General features: G+C 75.5%; 11 protein-coding genes. 5 read left to right on the top strand and 6 right to left on the bottom strand.

Annotated features, from left to right (window positions below):
- Positions 1–83: 83 nt before the first annotated feature.
- Complete coding sequence (locus ACYVGT_RS07925) at positions 84–815, top strand: DUF305 domain-containing protein (protein WP_460855789.1); 732 nt, start codon at positions 84–86, stop codon at positions 813–815.
- Between the two features lie 114 nt (positions 816–929).
- Here ACYVGT_RS07925 and ACYVGT_RS07930 read toward each other — a convergent pair whose 3' ends face one another.
- Positions 930–1,610: a sirohydrochlorin chelatase gene (locus ACYVGT_RS07930; protein WP_460855790.1), complete on the bottom strand. Its 681-nt coding sequence runs from the start codon at positions 1,608–1,610 to the stop codon at positions 930–932.
- 632 nt (positions 1,611–2,242) lie between these two features.
- Between ACYVGT_RS07930 and ACYVGT_RS07935 the strand changes: the two genes are divergently transcribed.
- The 3 genes from ACYVGT_RS07935 to ACYVGT_RS07945 all read left to right on the top strand — a co-directional run bounded on the left by ACYVGT_RS07935 (position 2,243) and on the right by ACYVGT_RS07945 (position 5,038).
- The gene (locus ACYVGT_RS07935) at positions 2,243–3,052 is read left to right on the top strand and encodes an aminoglycoside adenylyltransferase domain-containing protein (RefSeq protein WP_460855791.1); all 810 of its coding nucleotides are present in this window, start codon (positions 2,243–2,245) and stop codon (positions 3,050–3,052) included.
- A gap of 138 nt (positions 3,053–3,190) precedes the next feature.
- Positions 3,191–3,757, top strand: coding sequence for a peptide deformylase (gene def / locus ACYVGT_RS07940; protein WP_460855792.1), 567 nt, complete (start codon positions 3,191–3,193; stop codon positions 3,755–3,757).
- A 291-nt stretch (positions 3,758–4,048) separates the two neighbouring features.
- The gene (locus tag ACYVGT_RS07945) at positions 4,049–5,038 is read left to right on the top strand and encodes a coiled-coil domain-containing protein (RefSeq protein WP_460855793.1); all 990 of its coding nucleotides are present in this window, start codon (positions 4,049–4,051) and stop codon (positions 5,036–5,038) included.
- A gap of 312 nt (positions 5,039–5,350) precedes the next feature.
- Here ACYVGT_RS07945 and ACYVGT_RS07950 read toward each other — a convergent pair whose 3' ends face one another.
- From ACYVGT_RS07950 to ACYVGT_RS07960, 3 genes are all read right to left on the bottom strand, one after another.
- Positions 5,351–6,544, bottom strand: coding sequence for an MFS transporter (locus ACYVGT_RS07950; RefSeq protein WP_460855794.1), 1,194 nt, complete (start codon positions 6,542–6,544; stop codon positions 5,351–5,353).
- Between the two features lie 173 nt (positions 6,545–6,717).
- Positions 6,718–7,509 carry an alpha/beta hydrolase family protein gene (locus ACYVGT_RS07955; protein WP_460855795.1) on the bottom strand — a complete coding sequence of 264 codons (792 nt, stop codon included), beginning with the start codon at positions 7,507–7,509 and terminating at the stop codon, positions 6,718–6,720.
- Between the two features lie 1,167 nt (positions 7,510–8,676).
- On the bottom strand, positions 8,677–10,950 hold the full coding sequence (locus ACYVGT_RS07960; RefSeq protein WP_460855796.1) for a CPBP family glutamic-type intramembrane protease: 2,274 nt from the start codon (positions 10,948–10,950) through the stop codon (positions 8,677–8,679).
- Positions 10,951–11,181: 231 nt separating this feature from the next.
- On the opposite strand from ACYVGT_RS07960, the gene ACYVGT_RS07965 reads away from it, so the two are divergent.
- A complete protein-coding gene (locus tag ACYVGT_RS07965) occupies positions 11,182–13,350 on the top strand; it encodes an elongation factor G-like protein EF-G2 (protein WP_460855797.1) in 2,169 nt (722 codons plus the stop codon).
- Between the two features lie 93 nt (positions 13,351–13,443).
- On the opposite strand, the gene ACYVGT_RS07970 is transcribed toward ACYVGT_RS07965, so the two are convergent.
- Positions 13,444–14,256 (bottom strand): M48 family metallopeptidase, encoded by an 813-nt coding sequence (locus ACYVGT_RS07970; protein WP_460855798.1) that lies wholly within the window; start codon positions 14,254–14,256, stop codon positions 13,444–13,446.
- Positions 14,257–14,287: 31 nt separating this feature from the next.
- Positions 14,288–16,132, bottom strand: a complete 1,845-nt coding sequence (locus ACYVGT_RS07975) for an amidohydrolase (RefSeq protein WP_460855852.1) — start codon at positions 16,130–16,132, stop codon at positions 14,288–14,290.
- Positions 16,133–16,229: the final 97 nt, after the last annotated feature.

A 16,229-nucleotide genomic window follows, 5' to 3' on the forward strand; every position in this document is an offset into this window, starting at 1 on the left:
CCGGGCGGCTGCCCGCCCGCGCACCGATGACGCACGAGCACCTTTCCGGCACGCACCGTGCCGCTGTGAGAACGGAAAGCACCATGGACCACAACGCTGACCGCCCCTGCCCGGACACCGCCGAGGCAGCTCCCCGCGCTGCGGCGCACGGCACCGCCGCCCGCCGGGGCGTGCGGGCGCTGCTGCCCGTCGCCGCCGCTGCACTGCTCGCCGCGGGCGCCTGCGGCGCTCCGGAAGAGGACAGCGAGGCCGCCGGGAGCGGCGGGGCGCAGCACAACGACGCGGACGTGATGTTCGCGCAGATGATGATCCCGCACCACGAGCAGGCCCTGGAGATGGCCGATCTGGCCGAAGACCGGTCCGGACCCGAAGTGGGCGACCTGGCAGCGGAGATCGCCGAGGCGCAGGGGCCGGAGATCGAGCAGCTCACCGGGATGCTGGCCAGCTGGGGCGAGGACCCCGAAGGCGGGGACCACGACGGCCACAGCATGGACGGCATGCTCTCCGATGACCAGATGGCGGAGCTGGAGGCCGCCGACGGCGCCGAGTTCGACGCCCTGTTCACCGCCTTCATGATCGAGCACCACGAGGGCGCCGTCGACATGGCGGAGGCCCAGATCGAGGACGGCTCCGACCCGGAGGCGACCGAGCTCGCCGAGGAGATCGTGGCCGCCCAGGAGGACGAGATCGCCCAGATGGAGGACCTGCAGGAGGGCTCGGTGGGAACGCCGGACGGCGGCTCCGGGGACTCGGGCGACTCCGGCGGCGGGGATTCCGGCGGCTCCGAGGAGGGCGGGGGCCACGGCGGGCACTGATCCTGACCCCCGGGCACCGTGAGGGGCGCCCCCCCGGCGGACCGTGGCGACGCGGACCTGCCGGGGGGCGCCCTGCTTCGGCTCCGCGCCCGCTGCCGGAGCCGCGGGCTGCGGTCACGCGGCGAGGCGAGCGGTGGCCGCGCGGTGGCGCGCCAGGAGGGCGTCGACGACGAGGCCGGAAGACGAGAGCGGGTCGGTGACGGTGACGGTGCCGCCGAGCGCGCGGAGCCGCGCAGAGCCGGCGTCGTCCACCAGCCGCCAGGTGGCGATGGACACCCGGTGCCCGCCGCGGTGCAGCCGGTCGGCCGCGTCCGCGACGGTGGGGGCCCACGCGTTGAGGTAGCCGACCCGGACCGGTGCTTCGAGCCGCCGGCTGAGCATCCGCGCCACGTCAGCGACGGCGCGCCGCTCGTCCTGACCGCTGGGTCCGTCGGCGGCGAGGACGACGCCGCCGCCGGAGCGGTGGCCGCCGGCGGTGAGGCGGACGGCCAGGTCGGCTACGAGGGAGGGGACGGCGCCGAGCGGGTCGGTGGCGCACCGGTCCGGCCGGGCACCGAGGTCGATCCGGTCGAAGAGCGCGGCGCTCGCAACGTCGCCGCCGGCGACGTAGGCGGGTGTGGCCACGGCGGGGCCGCGCAGTCCCCGCAGGACCGAGCGGACGTCCTCGGCTCCCCCGAAAGCAGGGACGACTTCGGTTTCCCCGCGGGCCGCCACGGCCCGGGCAAGGGCGTTGAGCGACGCGGAGCGGCGCGCATCGGTTGTACCATCGGCCACCAGAACCATCGCCGGCATCATCTGCCGCCTCCTTTGCATCACCGCGGAAATCCCCTCCCGGGCAGGAAAAGGTACGGATCCGCGATTTCACTTCAATGACCTGGTGTTACACGCAGAAGAACTCGCACAGAACCCGCAGCGGGCGCGGTTCTCACCAGGAATGACGGGGTATGCCTGCGATGGTAGACGGAGGGCGGGCCTTTTTCCATTTCCCCGGGGAGTCGCGCTCGTCACCCTCGGGGCAACCGCTCCAGAGAACTCGGGCCACCGCAGAACCACCTCCCTCCGCATCCGCGTACGCGCGCATCAGGGAAAGCGAGAATACCCGGCCTGACCGCGGCATAACGCGACCCCCCTTTCCCGCGGAAAACGTTTCCCGATCGCAATTGGGCGCATTTTCGGGAATGCAATCCCGCGCAGCACCCATTCCTCGTCACCCCGTAGACCAGGGCTCTCTAGCGGATACCCTGAACCCCGTCAAGGGTGCGCGCACCACCCGGGCAGTGGTCCGCCCACCCTTCCGCCTGGGGAGACAGGCGGCGGATGCGGCGTGACCACTTGCATCGGCGTGTCGGCGCCGCTCAGACTTGTGGTGAGGAGAGGGCACCCCCACCGCCCCGCTCCGGCCCCGAGCACGTCAGGAGTACCGCACCATGGCGATCCATCCCCGAGTCCGCAGCCTCGCGGACACGTTCCTCGCGAGCGCGGACGCTGAGGCACCGGGGCTGGTGGTCGGGCTCTACCTGACCGGCTCCGTGGCGCTGCGCGACTTCCGGCCGCACGCCAGCGACGTCGACTTCGTCGCCGTCACCCGCCACCGCACCACGCCCGAAGAGAACGCCGCCCTGCGCCGCGCCCACGCAGCGGCGCGCGCCGCCGGGCACCGGCTCCAGTTCAACGGCGTGCACCTCACCGCCGACGACCTCGTCGCACCGCCGTCGGAGTGCGCCGCGGCGCCGGCCGTCGTCGGCGGCCGCTTCCGCACCGCCTCCCGCCACGAACTCAACCCCGTCACCTGGCACGTGCTGGCCGAGCGCGGCATCACCGTGCGCGGCCCGCACCCGGCCGAGCTGGACGTGTGCGACGGAGCGGAGAGCCTGCGCACCTGGTCGCTGGGGAACCTGGAGGAGCACTGGCGGCGGTGGCGCGCCAAGGCGGGCCGGCTGCTCACCCCGCGCGGCCTGGCCGCGCTCGGGTCGCTCGCTCCGTCCTGGAGTGTGCTGAGCGTCACCCGGCTGCACTTCACGCTGCGCACCTCCGAGATCACCTCCAAGTCCGGCGCCGGCGTGTACGCGCTGCACTCCTTCGACGAGCGGTGGCACCAGATCGTCAACGAGTGCCTGCGGGTGCGGCGCGGCGGGAACGGGCCGTCGCTGTTCGACAACTCGCTGGTGCGCCGCCGGGCCGCCCTCGACTACATCGAGATGGTCATCGACGACGCCCTGGAGGCACGCACCGTCTGAAGCCGGCGCCCCGGCCGGGTTCCGGGCCGGGCCCTCTTCGCCTCCTCGCCTCCTCGACTGGGGAGAACGCCGCGAGGGGCGTGCCAGGGCGGTGCACAGCCGGACAGGCGCCCGCCGAGCACGCCCTAGGCTGGAACCATGACCAAGCGCGCCATCGTCCGCTTCGGCGACCCCGTCCTCACCACGCCGACCACGCCGATCACCCGGTTCGGCGAGCACACCGACCGGCTGGTCCGCGACCTGCTCGACACCGTCGACGCGCCGGGCCACGCCGGTGTCGCGGCCACCCAGATCGGGGTGGCGCTGCGGGCGTTCAGCTACAACGTCGACGGGCGCATCGGCTACGTCATCAACCCGCAGCTGGCGGAGCGCTCCGACGAGGAGCAGGACGGCGACGAGGGCTGCCTGTCGGTGCCCGGCCTCTGGTACCCGACACGGCGCGCGATGCACGCCGTGGTCACCGGTGTCGACCGGCGCAACGATCCGGTCACCGTGCGCGGCTCGGGCCTGCTGGCCCGCGCCCTGCAGCACGAGACGGACCACCTGGACGGCACCGTCTACATCGACCGGCTCGACAAGGAGCACCGCCGCTCGGCGCTCCGCGAGATCCGCACCTCCCCCTGGTTCCTCGGCGCCGGAGCCGCACCGCAGCCCGAGCCGGCCGCCGGGTCCAAGCTCCCCACCGCCTTCGGCGGACCGCGGTAGGGCGGAGGCCGCCGGCGCCGGGCCCCTCCCGCGCGGCAGGGGGCTGTACGCATCACGGTGCAATCACGTAAGGTGCACCGCAGCCGCGCGCCACACCCGCCCCCGCTCCGCCCCCCGCCTCGGGCGGAACCGCCACCGCGGATGCGGCGGACCGCAACCGCAGATGCGGGCCCCGGCACGGATAACGGTGCGATCACGTAAGGTGTGGCGCAGCATCGTGTGGCCCCCCTGCCCCCTGTGCCCCCGCTCCCCCGGGCGAGGCCACTGGTCCCGTTCACGGAGAACCCCACAGTGAATCGACACAGCAGACCCGTCCGCGGCCGTGCGCGCTCCGGCGCCCTGACCGCCGCGACCGCGGCCGCAGCAGCAGCGCTCCTGCTCTTCGCGCCGGCGTCCTACGCCGATGACGACGAGCCCTCGCTGGACGAACTGGAGCAGAAGGCCTCGAAGCTCTCCGAGGAGCTCGACGGCGAGCTCGTCGTCTACGAAGAGGCCAAGGAGGCCGCCGACAAGGCCAACAAGCGGCTGTCGGAGGTCGAGGACGCCTACGAGACCTCCCGCGGCGACGTCTCCGAACTCGCCGCCGAGCAGTACAAGGGCTCCGGCGTCGACCCCGCCTTCGAGGTGGTGATGAGCAGCGACCCCGAGGAGACGCTGCACAATGCCTCGCTCGTGGGCCAGCTCTCGCACAACAACGGCGAGCGGCTGCTCTCCCTCACCTCGGCCAAGGCCGACCTCGAAGAGGCCGCCGAGGAGGCGAACTCCACCCTCGACGACGCCGAAGAGGTCGTCGACGAGCTGGAGGAGAAGCAGGGCGACATCAAGGAGCGGATCGAGCGCTACGAGGCCGAGGACGCCCAGGCCGCCGCGGGCGGCGGTGGCGGCACCGGCGGCGGTCCCGTCCCGGACCGGCTGAAGGGCTGGGGCTTCGACGGCGCGACGCCGCGGATGGCGTCGATCCGCGACGAGGTCATCGCCAACTTCGACCTGCCCTACGAGGTCGGCTGCGTGCGCTCCAGCGCCGACGACCACGGCACCGGCCAGGCGTGCGACTTCATGATGAGCGCCGGCGGCGCGATGCCGGACGGCGGCAACGCCCAGATCGGCCAGTCGGTCGCGGACTGGTCGGTGTCCAACGCCGACCGCCTCGGCATCAAGTACGTGATCTGGGAGCAGCAGATCTGGGACAGCCGCAACCCCGGCATCGGCTGGAAGCCGATGGAGGACCGCGGCTCGGTCACCGAGAACCACTTCGACCACGTGCACATCTCGTCGTTCTGACGCAGGCGCCCAGCGCGCATGGCCCGGCCGCGGACTGCTCTGCGGCCGGGCCGGCCTGTGCACGCACCGCAGGCTCCCGGAACAGCTCCGGCACCGGCCTCCGCCACCAGCCGCCAGGGGGCGCCGGGCCGGCGCCAAGGCCCGCCCGCGCCCGCTACGCCGTGCACACCGTCCTGCGGACCGGCACTCGCCAGGACGCACGCGTGCCCCGGACCGCGCTCCTCGCCGCCGATGCCGTTCCGGTTCCGGGCACCCGCGCCCGGGCGGCCGCCGCGCGGGCACGCGCGGGCGCCGGCACCGCCCGGCGTCCCGTCAGCTCCGCGTACGCGGCGCGCGGGTGAGGACGGCGGCGGTGGGCAGGGCCGCGGAGACGGCGACGGCGGCGATGAGGAAGGCCGGGCCGTATCCGGCGGCCGTGATGGCGACGCCGAGGACGACGGCGCCGACCCCGGTGCCGCCGTCGAAGCCGATGTTCCACACGGCGCTGGCCGTGCCGTAGCCGGCGCGGCCGCCGCGGCGGAACATCACCACGATCGAGTCGTTCTGCACCGCACCGAAGCCGGCCCCGAACAGCGTCGCGCCTGCGATGGCCAGCACCGGGGCGGCGGGAGCTGCGGGCGTCCAGAGTGCAACCGCCGCCAGTCCGGCGCCCAGGGCTCCCGACGCGGTGGCCGGCGCGATGAGGACGACGTGTCCGTACCGGTCACTCAGCTCCCCCGCGAGCCAGCGCGTGACCAGTGCACCGGCGGCGTAGCCGAGGAGGGCGAGCACAGCCACCGCCGGGGTGTCCTGGAGCGGGATGGACAGGAAGGTGAGGAACGCGGCAGCGGCCGACGACAGCGCCAGCATCACCGCGAGCGGCGCACAGAGCCGCAGCAGCAGCCGCAGCGGGGACAGCGGTGCTCCGGGCCCGCCCTCCGGCTCCCCGTCCGCCGCAGAGCCGCCCTCCCCGCCGGTCCGCGCCGACCCGCCGACACCGAGCGAGAGCACTGCGCCGAGCAGCGGCGCCGCCGTCGCCGCCCAGAAGGCCGGGGCGAAGCCGAACTGCAGCGCGAAGCCCACGCCGGTCGGCAGGAACACCAGGTTGGGCAGGCCGATGGCGAGGCCGTACAGGCCCGCGGCGCGGCCGATGAGCCGCGGCGGCACGAGCCTCGCGGCGAGCGCTGACCCGGCCACGGTGAACAGGCCGAAACCGATCCCGCGGGCCGCGGAGATCGCGGTGACGGCGGGCAGGGCGTCGGTGAACACCAGCAGCGGTGTCGGCAGCGCGATCAGCAGCGCACCGGCCGGAAAGGTCCACCGGTAGCCGTTCGCGCGGCTCAGCAGCAGGGGCATGGCGAGCTGGGCGGCGACCGTCGTGCCCATGAACGCGGCCGTCGTGCCGCCGGCGCCGGCGGCGTCGGCACCGCCGCGCTCCGCCCACAGCGGCACCAGCGGCAGAAGCAGGACGTACCCGGTCACGCTCGCCACGGTGGCGGCCAGAAGAAGTCGGAACGATCGGGTCACCGGGCGATGCTACCTTCGCCGCTCCCGCTGCCCCCGACCCGCATCCGCCGCTCCGGGGCACCGCTCCGCGTGCCGGCCGGGGCCGCCCCGGGCTGCTTCCCGCGAGCGCCGGGGCGGCCGCGCCGCAGCCCGCGTCTCCCGCCGCCCGGACGTGCGGTGGGAGGCGCGGGCGGTCAGGCGGCGGTGCTGATGCGGTGCTCGGCGAGCCAGCCGGCGATGCGGTCGGCGCGCTCGATGGTCATGGCGCCCTCCGCGTGGCCCATGCCGGATTCGATCCAGAGGTCCTTGGGGGCGCCGGCGGCTTCGTAGATCCGGCGCGGGTGCTCCAGCGGGAAATAGCCGTCGGAGTCGCCGTGCATGACGAGCAGCGGCGTCGGGGCGACGGCGGCCGCGAGTTCGGTGGGGTCCGGCGGAACCGGGTCCCATTCGCGGTCGACGACGCGCACGTTGCGGGCGGTCCGCAGGAACCAGCGGCCCACCGGATGCTCAACGCCGAAGTGGAGCAGCCGCATGCTGCGGGTGCCCCGGTAGTACCAGCGGCTCGGGCCGCTCACCGAGACGGCTGCGGACAGCCCGCCGTAGGAGCCCGCGTGCCGCACGACGACGGCGGCCCCCATCGAGAACCCGACGGCGCTGATGTCGTCGTAGCCGAGACCGCGGAGGTGGCCCACCGCGGCCTCCAGGTCGAGCACCTCGTCGTTGCCGACGGTGCACATCCCGTCGGAGTCGTAGTGCCCGCGGAAGTCGAAGAGGAGGACGTCGCCGGCGGTGAGCAGGCGGCGGGCGATCATCCGGGTGTCCCGGCTGCGCCACGTCCCGGTGAAACCGTTGGCGACCACGACCGCGCTGCTGGTCGGGCGGCCGCCGCGGAGCAGCACGGAGTCGATGCCGACGCCGTCCGCGGTGGTGAGGCGGCGCCGCTCGGGGTGGTCGGGACGGGTCATTCTGGACAATGCATCGGTCACCCCCTCATCCTGCCCGATCCGGCCCGGCGCGTACCGGGAGGCGTGCACGTGTCCTGCGGGTGGGGACAACCCGCACCGGGGGTGAAGAGCACCGCAGTGGGCGCCGGCACCGCTGCCCCACCGCGCACCGTGGCACGGATCACCCCGCACCCGCCCCGAGCGACGCAGAGCCGCTGCGTACCGGCGCCCCGAAACACCACCCGGCCTGCCGCGGCGCCGTCCGGAATGGACGCGCGGGCTAAGGGCGTGTTGGGCGGATGGCGGTTATCGCGAGCGGTGTCGGAGGTGCGTTCATCGCCAGGCCGACGAAGGGGTCAAGGCGGGTTTCCCTGTCGAGGAGAGGACGCAGCGAGGGGCGTGTCAGGCCGGTGCGCAGCAGGACAGGTCTCCACCCACCACTCTCTAGAGCCCGCGCAGGGCACCGCACTCAGACGGCACGTCCCGGCCGATGCCGCCGGACGGGCGGGGAGCGGCAGCGGAGAGCGCGATGTCCGGCAGAGTCGGCGCCGCGCGCAGGAGCGGCCGCCCAGCGCGCGATGGGCGCGGACAGCGGCGGCCCGCGCCGCGCCCCCGGTGTCTCCGGGCTCGGCGGCACCGTACGCGCGACCGCCCCGCCTCTTCGGCGGGACTGGCCGGGGCGCCCGAAGGGGCGGCCCTGCGCGCGAGGCGCGAGGGACGCGGGGTCGGGGCCGGAGCGCTGGGACGGCCAGCCCGCAGCGGCGGCGCCCGCCAGCACGGCGGGCCATCCCCGCCCCTCGCCGAAACGCAGCACGCCGTATCCGTTCCGTCCGCACCGGTGGCCGGCGGGAGCCGGCGGCGGGCCGGTTCGGCGCCATGCCCCGCAGCCCGGCGGCGGCACCCCACCGGGGGGCGGTGGCAGCACCGGAGCGGATCGACCAGCCCCGCGGCCGGCCCGGCGCCCGGCCGCGGCTGGGGGCCGCTTCCGCCCGCGTACCGAGGGCAGGCAGCGTCAGCGGCGCGACGGCCGCGAGCCGCGGCGCAGCGCCGCTGCCTCGGATCGCGGGCTGAGGCCGCGCGGAGGGCGCCCCGCGGCACCCCCGGCAGAGGGCTTGCAGGAGCCGGCTGCCGAAACCGCAGCTCCGACCTGGAGGCGGCACAGCGCCGGCGGCGCGCCGGGCCGCGGGGTGTCCCGGTGCCGCGGGGTGGTCAGCGGCGCGGCGGCCACTGCTCGTCGTCGGTGTCCCACGCGCGGTCGTGCGGCTGCGCCGGACGGGGGCCCCACTGGACCGGGGGCGGAGGACCGTACGGCGCCTCCGGGGCATCCGGCGCAGCGTCGTACGGCGGCTGCGGACCGGTGCCGTAGCCGGTTCCCCCGTCGGCGGAGCCGGGCCAGGCCGGAGCGCTCGGGCTGCCCGGGTTGAAGTAGTCCTGCGCCGGGCGGTGCGGCTGCTGCGGCCCCGTGCCCGGGTAGTCCTGCGGCGCACCGTAGGGCGCCTGCGGGTCGCCGGGGTAGCCGGGCCCGCTGCCCGCCTCGCCGTAGCCCGGCCCGCGGCCGAACGGCGGCTGCGGACCGGTGCCAGGGAAGCCCTGGCCGGTGTCCTGGGACCCCGGGGCGCCGGCGCCGAAGGGGGCCTGCGGACCGCTCGCGTACCCGGTCGGCTCCGGCGGCCGGAACGGCGGCTCCTGGGGGCCCGTGCCGGGGTAGCCCTGCGGCGCACCGTACGGCGCCTGCGGGTCGCCCGGGTAACCGGGCCCGCTGCCCGCCTCGCCGTAGCCCGGCCCGTACGGAGCATCCTGCCCCGGTGCGCCGAACGGCGCCTGCGGGCCGCTGGGGGCTCCGCCGTACGGTGCGTCCGGGCCGGAGCTGAACGGAGCCTGCGGGCCGCTGGCGGGGGCACCGAAGGCGGTATCCGGCACCCGGCCGAACGGAGGCTCCTGCGGACCGGAGTAGCCGCTCGGCGGCTCCTGCCGCCCCGCCCCGGGGAAGCCGGGCGCGGACCCGGGAGAGGCGTACGGATCCGGTGCTCCGGCCCCCGGGAAGCCGGCGGTCGGCGCGGGAGCACCGTACGCGTCCTGCGGACCGGTGCCGGGGAAGCCGGCCGTGGAGCCGTAGGGGTCCTGCGGCCCGGCGCGGCCGGCGGGCGGGGCGTCGGGGCCGAACGACGGCTGCGGGCCCGACTCCGGCCCCCACGGCGCCTGTGCGCTCGGAACCGAGGTGTAGGGCTGCTGCGGACCGGTGCCGGGGAAAGCGGGACCCGGGTCCGGGGCACCGGGGTAGCCCGCCCGCTCTGCGCCGAACGACGGCTGGGGTCCGCTGGGGAACCCCGTGCCGGCCGGGGGCTCCGAGCGCAGCGGTGCGTCCTGCGGGCCGGTGCCCGGGAATCCGGCAGCGGCGCCGTAGGCGGTCTGGCCCGGGGCGTCCGGCGGCGGGTAGGGGCCGCCGCCCGGGCCCTGCGGAGAGGAGCCGTTCGGGTCGGGGAACGGCGGGGCGTCCACCGCGCCGTGGACGCGGGTCGCCGCGTCGGCGCCGGCACCGGCCAGCGGGAGCCCGTCGGGGGCCGTATCGCTGCGCCGCCCGCTGCCGTCGTCGCCACCGGTGTAGAGGTCGCCGTCCCCGCGCCGGTCTCCGTAGCCGCGCTCGTCGTAGTCGTCGTAGCGGGCGTCGTCTTCGTAGTCGCCGTAGTCGTCACCGGGCTCCTCGCCGCCGGAGCGGCCGCGCCGCCCCCGCCCCGCGTGCCGCCGGCCGCGCCCGGTGAACAGCAGCGACCGGGCCTCGATGGCGATGTGCAGCAGCACCGGGAAGAGCAGGCTCCCCGTGCCGAGGTAGAGCACCATGAGCAGCGCGCCCAGCAGGCCGGGGCCGACAAGGCCCCACCAGCCCTGGTAGAGGTGGGCGGCCGCGAACAGCACGCAGGAGAGCACCGCGGCCAGCCACACCGGCAGGCCGAGGCCGACGCCGAGCGCCGTCAGCAGGCCGCGGTAGAGCAGCTCTTCGCAGATGCCCGCGGTGACCGCCAGGGCCGCTGCCGCGCGCCGCTCGGTGCGGGTGTGCGGAGCCAGGCGCGAGATGACGTCGCCGCCCGGCTCATACGACGGGTCCAGGTGCGGCATCCGGCGGCGGCTGGGCTTCTGGTCGCCCCGGGTGAGCACCCAGAACACGCCGAAGGCGAGCGCGAAGCCGAGCGCGGCGGCGACGACCGGACCGAAGGCCATCGGCAGGCCCAGGCCCAGATCGGCCGCCGTCAGGTCGGGCGAGACGAGCAGGATGGCGACAATGAGCGCCGCCCACCCCCACTGCACCCCCATGGTGAGCCCGTAGAACCGGACCAGCGCGCGCGGGTCCCGGTCCCGGTTGCGGTCGAGCCGCGCATAGGCGTAGCGGCCCAGCAGGGGCTCACCGACGACGGCGTAGAGCAGCAGCAGGACCGCGAGGACCATGCCGACTGCACTGAACTGGAGAACGCTCTCGGACCACGGCACGGGGGACAGCCTAAGAGATACGGACGGCCCCGTCGCCCATTCCCGGCGAGCCGTTCTCCTGCGCCCCCGGGGTTTCCGCGCCCGATGCCGGGACTCCCGCCACCGGTGCCGCCGTCACCCCCTTGTGATCCGGGGCCGCTCGGGCGACGGTGGAGAGTGCGCCAGATCACATCGTTGACCCGCCCGGCGCCCGCGGCGGCAGGCGGGGGCGCAGGGAGAGAGGACGGGAGCATGGCGGAGAGATCCGGTCCTGCGGCCGGCGGCAGGGCGCCCGAGGCCGCCCGGCCCGCGGACATACGCAACGTGGTGCTGGTCGGCCCTTCGGGAGCCGGCAAGACAACCCTCGTCGAGGCGCTGCTGCACGCCGCGGGCGCCACCCCGCGGGCCGGCTCGGTGGCCGACGGGACGACAGTGAGCGACTACGACGCGGTGGAGGTGCGCCAGCAGCGCTCGGTCAATCTGAGCGTCGCACCGCTCACCGCCGGCGGCTGCAGGATCAACCTGGTCGACACCCCCGGATACGCCGACTTCGTCGGCGACCTGCGGGCCGGCCTGCGCGCGGCGGACGCGGCACTGTTCGTCGTCTCCGCGCTGGACGGCGTGGACGCCCGCACCCGACTGCTGTGGGACGAGTGCGCCGCGGCCGGCACACCCCGTGCGCTCGCGGTGTGCCGGGTGGACCACCCGCGGGCCGACTTCGCCGAGACCGTGGAGCAGTGCCGCGCCGTGCTCGGCCCCGGGGTCGTGCCCGCCTACCTGCCGGTCTTCGGCGGCGAGGGCGACCAGCGGACGCTGCACGGCCTGGTCGGGCTGCTCTCCCGGCGCTTCTTCGACTACCGCGCCGGCGCCGGGGGCTCCGGCGGGGCTCCCGTTCCCGCGCCGTCCCTGCCCGAGAGCGTCGCCGAACAGGCCGACGCGCTGCGCGACGCGCTCGTGGAGGAGGTCATCCAGGAGAGCGAGGACGAGTCGCTCATGGAGTCCTACATGGAGGGCGGCGCCTCCGCCCTCGACCCGGAGCAGCTGGTCGCCTCGCTGGAGCGCGCGGTGGCGGCCGGCGGCCTGCACCCGGTCCTGGCGGTCTCGCCGGTGCACGGGGTCGGCGTGGCCGAGCTGCTCGACGAGCTGCCGCGCGCCACGCCGTCCCCGGAGGAGCGCCTCCTGCCGCCGGTGCAGGACGAGCGCGGCCGCCCGGTCGAGGGGCTCACCTGCGATCCGGACGGCCCGCTCCTGGCCGAGGTGGTGCAGACACTCAGCGACCCCTATGTCGGCCGGGTCAGCCTGGTGCGGGTCTTCTCCGGCACGCTCCGCCCGGACATGCCGGTGCACGTGGCCGGCGGCGCGGACGGCGGAGAGGGCGACGAGAAGCTCGGCGCGCCGTCGGCGCCGCTGGGCCGGCGGCTCACCCCGGTACCGCAGGTCGCTGCGGGCGACATCGGCGCCGTCGCCAAGCTCGCCGCCGCGACCGGCGCCACCATCTCCGCGCCGGAGCAGCCGCTGGTGATCCGCCCGTGGACGTTCCCCCCGCCGCTGCTGCCGGTGGCGGTGCGCGCCGCTGCGCGCTCGGAGGAGGACCGGCTCGCCCAGGCGGTGTCCCGCCTCGCCGCGGAGGATCCGGCGCTGCACACCGAGGTCGACGCCGACACGGGGCAGCTGGTGCTCTGGTGCACCGGCGAAGCGCACCTGGACGTGGCGCTGGAGCGGCTCCGCGACCGGCACCGGGTGGCGGTGCAGACCGAAGAGGTGCGGGTTCCGCTGCGCGAGACGTTCACCGGCGCGGCCCGCGGGCTGGGGCGCAACGTGAAGCAGTCCGGCGGGCACGGCGAGTACGCGGTGTGCCGGATCGAGGTGGAGCCGCTGGAGTCGGGGGCGGGGCTGGAGTTCGTCGACCGGATCGTCGGCGGCGCCGTGCCGCGGCAGTACATCCCGTCGGTGGAGAAGGGGGTCCGGGCGCAGATGGCGGCGGGCGGGCGGGCCGGCCACCCCGTCGTCGACATCCGGGTCACCCTCTACGACGGCAAGGCCCATTCGGTGGACTCCTCCGACATGGCATTCCAGAAAGCGGGCCGGCAGGCCCTGCGCGACGCGGCGGAGCAGGGCGGCACCGCGCTGCTCGAACCGCTGGACGCGCTGGAGGTCGTCGTGGCCGACGAGCACGTCGGAGCGGTGCTCAGCGATCTGGCCGCGCGCCGCGGCCGGGTGGTCGGCACCGAGGCGGGGCCGCCGGGGCGCACGGTGGTGCGCGCCGAGGTGCCGCGGCTGGAGACGGTCCGCTACGCCGTCGACCTGCGCTCGGTGGCACACGGCACCGGCTCGTTCCGCCGCAGCCCGCTCCGGTACGAGCCGCTTCCCCCGCAGCTGGCCGCGGCCTACAGCGGCGCCGCCGGCGCGTCCGCGGGCTGATCCGGCCCGTCCGCGCCTGTCCCGCTGCGGCCTGGATACCCGGCGCCCCGGCGCGGCCGCACCCCTGCGCCGCGGCAGCGGCGACCGGCGGTCCTAGAGGACGCGGCCCGGGCGGGCCCGGTCGACGAGGGCCTGGAACCGCCAGGTGTTGACGGGGTGGGTGGAGAGGAAGTTGACCAGCATGACGAACAGGCCGCTGTCGGTAGCGGAGCGGGCCGCGATCGCGCCGAAGTCCACCCGCTGGTAGAGGTGCTTGCCCGCGGCGAGCACCCGCAGCCCCGGCGCGCCCTCGGGGTGGAACAGGTAGGCGTGGTTGTCCGCGGTGTACTCCTGGGCGCGGCTCAGGGTGGCGCCCACGCCGGGGATCACGTTGGCGATGGAGATGCCGAACTGGCGCCAGAAGGAGGCGTGCCCGGCGGCGATGTGGCCGACCTCGTGGCCGATGATGAACCGCAGCGCATCCGGATCGGCGAACCCTTCGCCGATCTCGAACAGGTCGCTGTTGACCGCGACGTAGCGGCGGAAGCCGTGCCCGGACGCGAACGCGTTCACCACGCCGTTGCCGAGCACCACGTAGGCGTCGGGCGGCTCGGGCAGCCCGTACAGGTCGGCCGCCTCCACCACCATCCGGTGGGCTTCGGGGAACTGGTCCGGCGTGATCCGGACCCCGTTCACGCGCTGCTTGGCGTAGAGGTGCCCGCGGAAGAAGAAGACGGATACCGGCACGGCCAGCAGCGCGAGCGGCTGGCCGCTCTCCCCGTCCGCAGTGCGCGCCGCCGCCCCCACCACGGCGAGGACGGAGACGGCGACGCACACGGCGAGCAGCGTGTTCTCCCACGGGTGCCGGAGCCCGGGGATCCTGCGGCGGCTGGTCAGGCGGCTGGACAAGCGGCACGGCTTCGCCATGCGCACATTGTCCCTGCCGATGGGCCGCAGATCAGTACTGGCGCGGATCCTCCGGCGCGTCTTCCGGCGGCGGCGCCGACACCGGCGGACCGGACGGCGGCGGGGGCGGCGGTGCCGCGACCGGCGGCCCCTGCGGCGGAGCGCCGTAGGGCGGAGGCGGCGGGGGCCCCTGCGGAGCACCGTAGGCGGGCGGGCCCGCGGGCGGAGGCCCGGGCGGCCCGGGAGGCGCCTGCTCTTCCGGGCCGTTGGCGAGCAGCGCGTCCATGTCGGCCTCGTGGGTGGAGGCCGGGTCCTGGCGCGGGAAGGGGTCGTCGGCGAGCGGGGCGTCGGAGAACTGCACGCCCGCCAGGTCGGCGGAGCCCGGGGCGAGCGGCGCGGGCGGGACCGGAGGCCCCTGCGGCGCCGGAGCGGGCTCCGGCTCGGCAGCCGGCGGCGGAGGCGGGGGCGGCGGGAACGCTCCGGCGCCCGCATCCTCCGCGCCGCCGTCGCCCATCGCGGCCTGTCCGCCGGTCGGCACCGCCGCGTCGGCCGCGGGCCGCTCCTCGGCTTCGGGCACCTGATCGGCGCTGCCGAGGTAGGTGAGGGCGCCGACGGTCAGCGCAGCCAGGCCGGACCGGAGCGTCTCCTCGCGCTCCGGAGCGAAGTGCGGCGAGTGGTTGCTGGGCACTCCGGAGAGCTTCTCGAAGGGGGTGCTGCCCGGCGCCGCCTCCCACACGTCGTAGGGCGTACCGCCGATGAACCAGAAAACGTAGGGCACCGGCTCGGGGTCGTCCGGCAGGCCGAAGAGGTTGACGTCCTCGCTGCCGGTCATCGGCTCGGGCAGCTCGATGACGTAGTCGTCGCCGAAGAACGCCCGGTGCGCGCCGAGCACACCGGCGGTGTGCGCGGGGTCGTTGTCGGTGACCCCGTTGGTGTCGATGAGCTCGATCTCCGGGTCGCGCGGCGCGCCGGAGGCGGCGGCCTCGCCGGTCACGACGCGGGTGACCGCCTCGATCAGCTGGTCGGCGACGGCCGGGTTGAGCGCCCGCGTGTTGATCTCCAGGTAGGCCTCGTCCGGGATGACGTTGCCCTTGGTGCCGGCCCGGAGCACGCCGACCGTGGCGACCGCCATCTCGGAGGGGTTGATCTCCCGGGAGACCACCGACTGCAGGCGGGTGACGATGTTCGCCGCGATGAGCACCGGGTCGACGGTCGTGTGCGGCTGGGAGGCGTGGCCGCCCTTGCCGAACACCCGGATGCGCAGGGTGGCGCTGGAGGCGAGGATGATGCCGGCGCGGTGCGAGACCATTCCGGCGGGCTGCGGACCGACGTGCTGCGCGAGCACGATGTCGGGGCGGCCGAAGCGGGTGTAGAGGCCGTCGCGGAGCATGCCGGCGGCGCCGTCCGCGGCCTCCTCGGCGGGCTGGGCGACGACCATCAGGGTGCCGCTCCAGTGCCGGCGGGCCTCGGCGAGCAGGTCGGCGGTGCCGACCAGGCAGGCGGTGTGCACGTCGTGGCCGCACGCGTGCATGACGGGCACCTCGTTGCCCGACTCGTCGGTGCCGCGGGCGGTGCTGGCGTAGGGCAGCCCCGTCTGCTCCTCGACGGGCAGCGCGTCCATGTCCGCGCGCAGCATCACGGTGGGCCCGTCGCCGTTGCGCAGGACGCCGACCACACCGGTGCCGCCGATGCCGGTCTCCACCTCGAAGCCGGCGTTGCGGAGCCACTCCGCGACGGCGCTGGAGGTCCGGTATTCCTGGTGGGACAGCTCAGGGTTCTTGTGCAGATCGACGTAGAAGCCCTCGACGAGGGGGAAGATCTCGTCGACCAGCCTCAGGACAGCGCCGCCGTGCTGGGCGACTCGGGAGGGATCGACCGCGTCCGGCACCGCATCCACCGCCTTCTCAGGTTCTCCGTGCACGTGGGCCGTAGGTCCCGGCCGCGCGCCGATTGTCTCGTTCGACCCGGGGAATCTCAAACGGGGGGGGTGGCCG

It is taken from the genome of Nocardiopsis coralliicola (assembly GCF_054779695.1).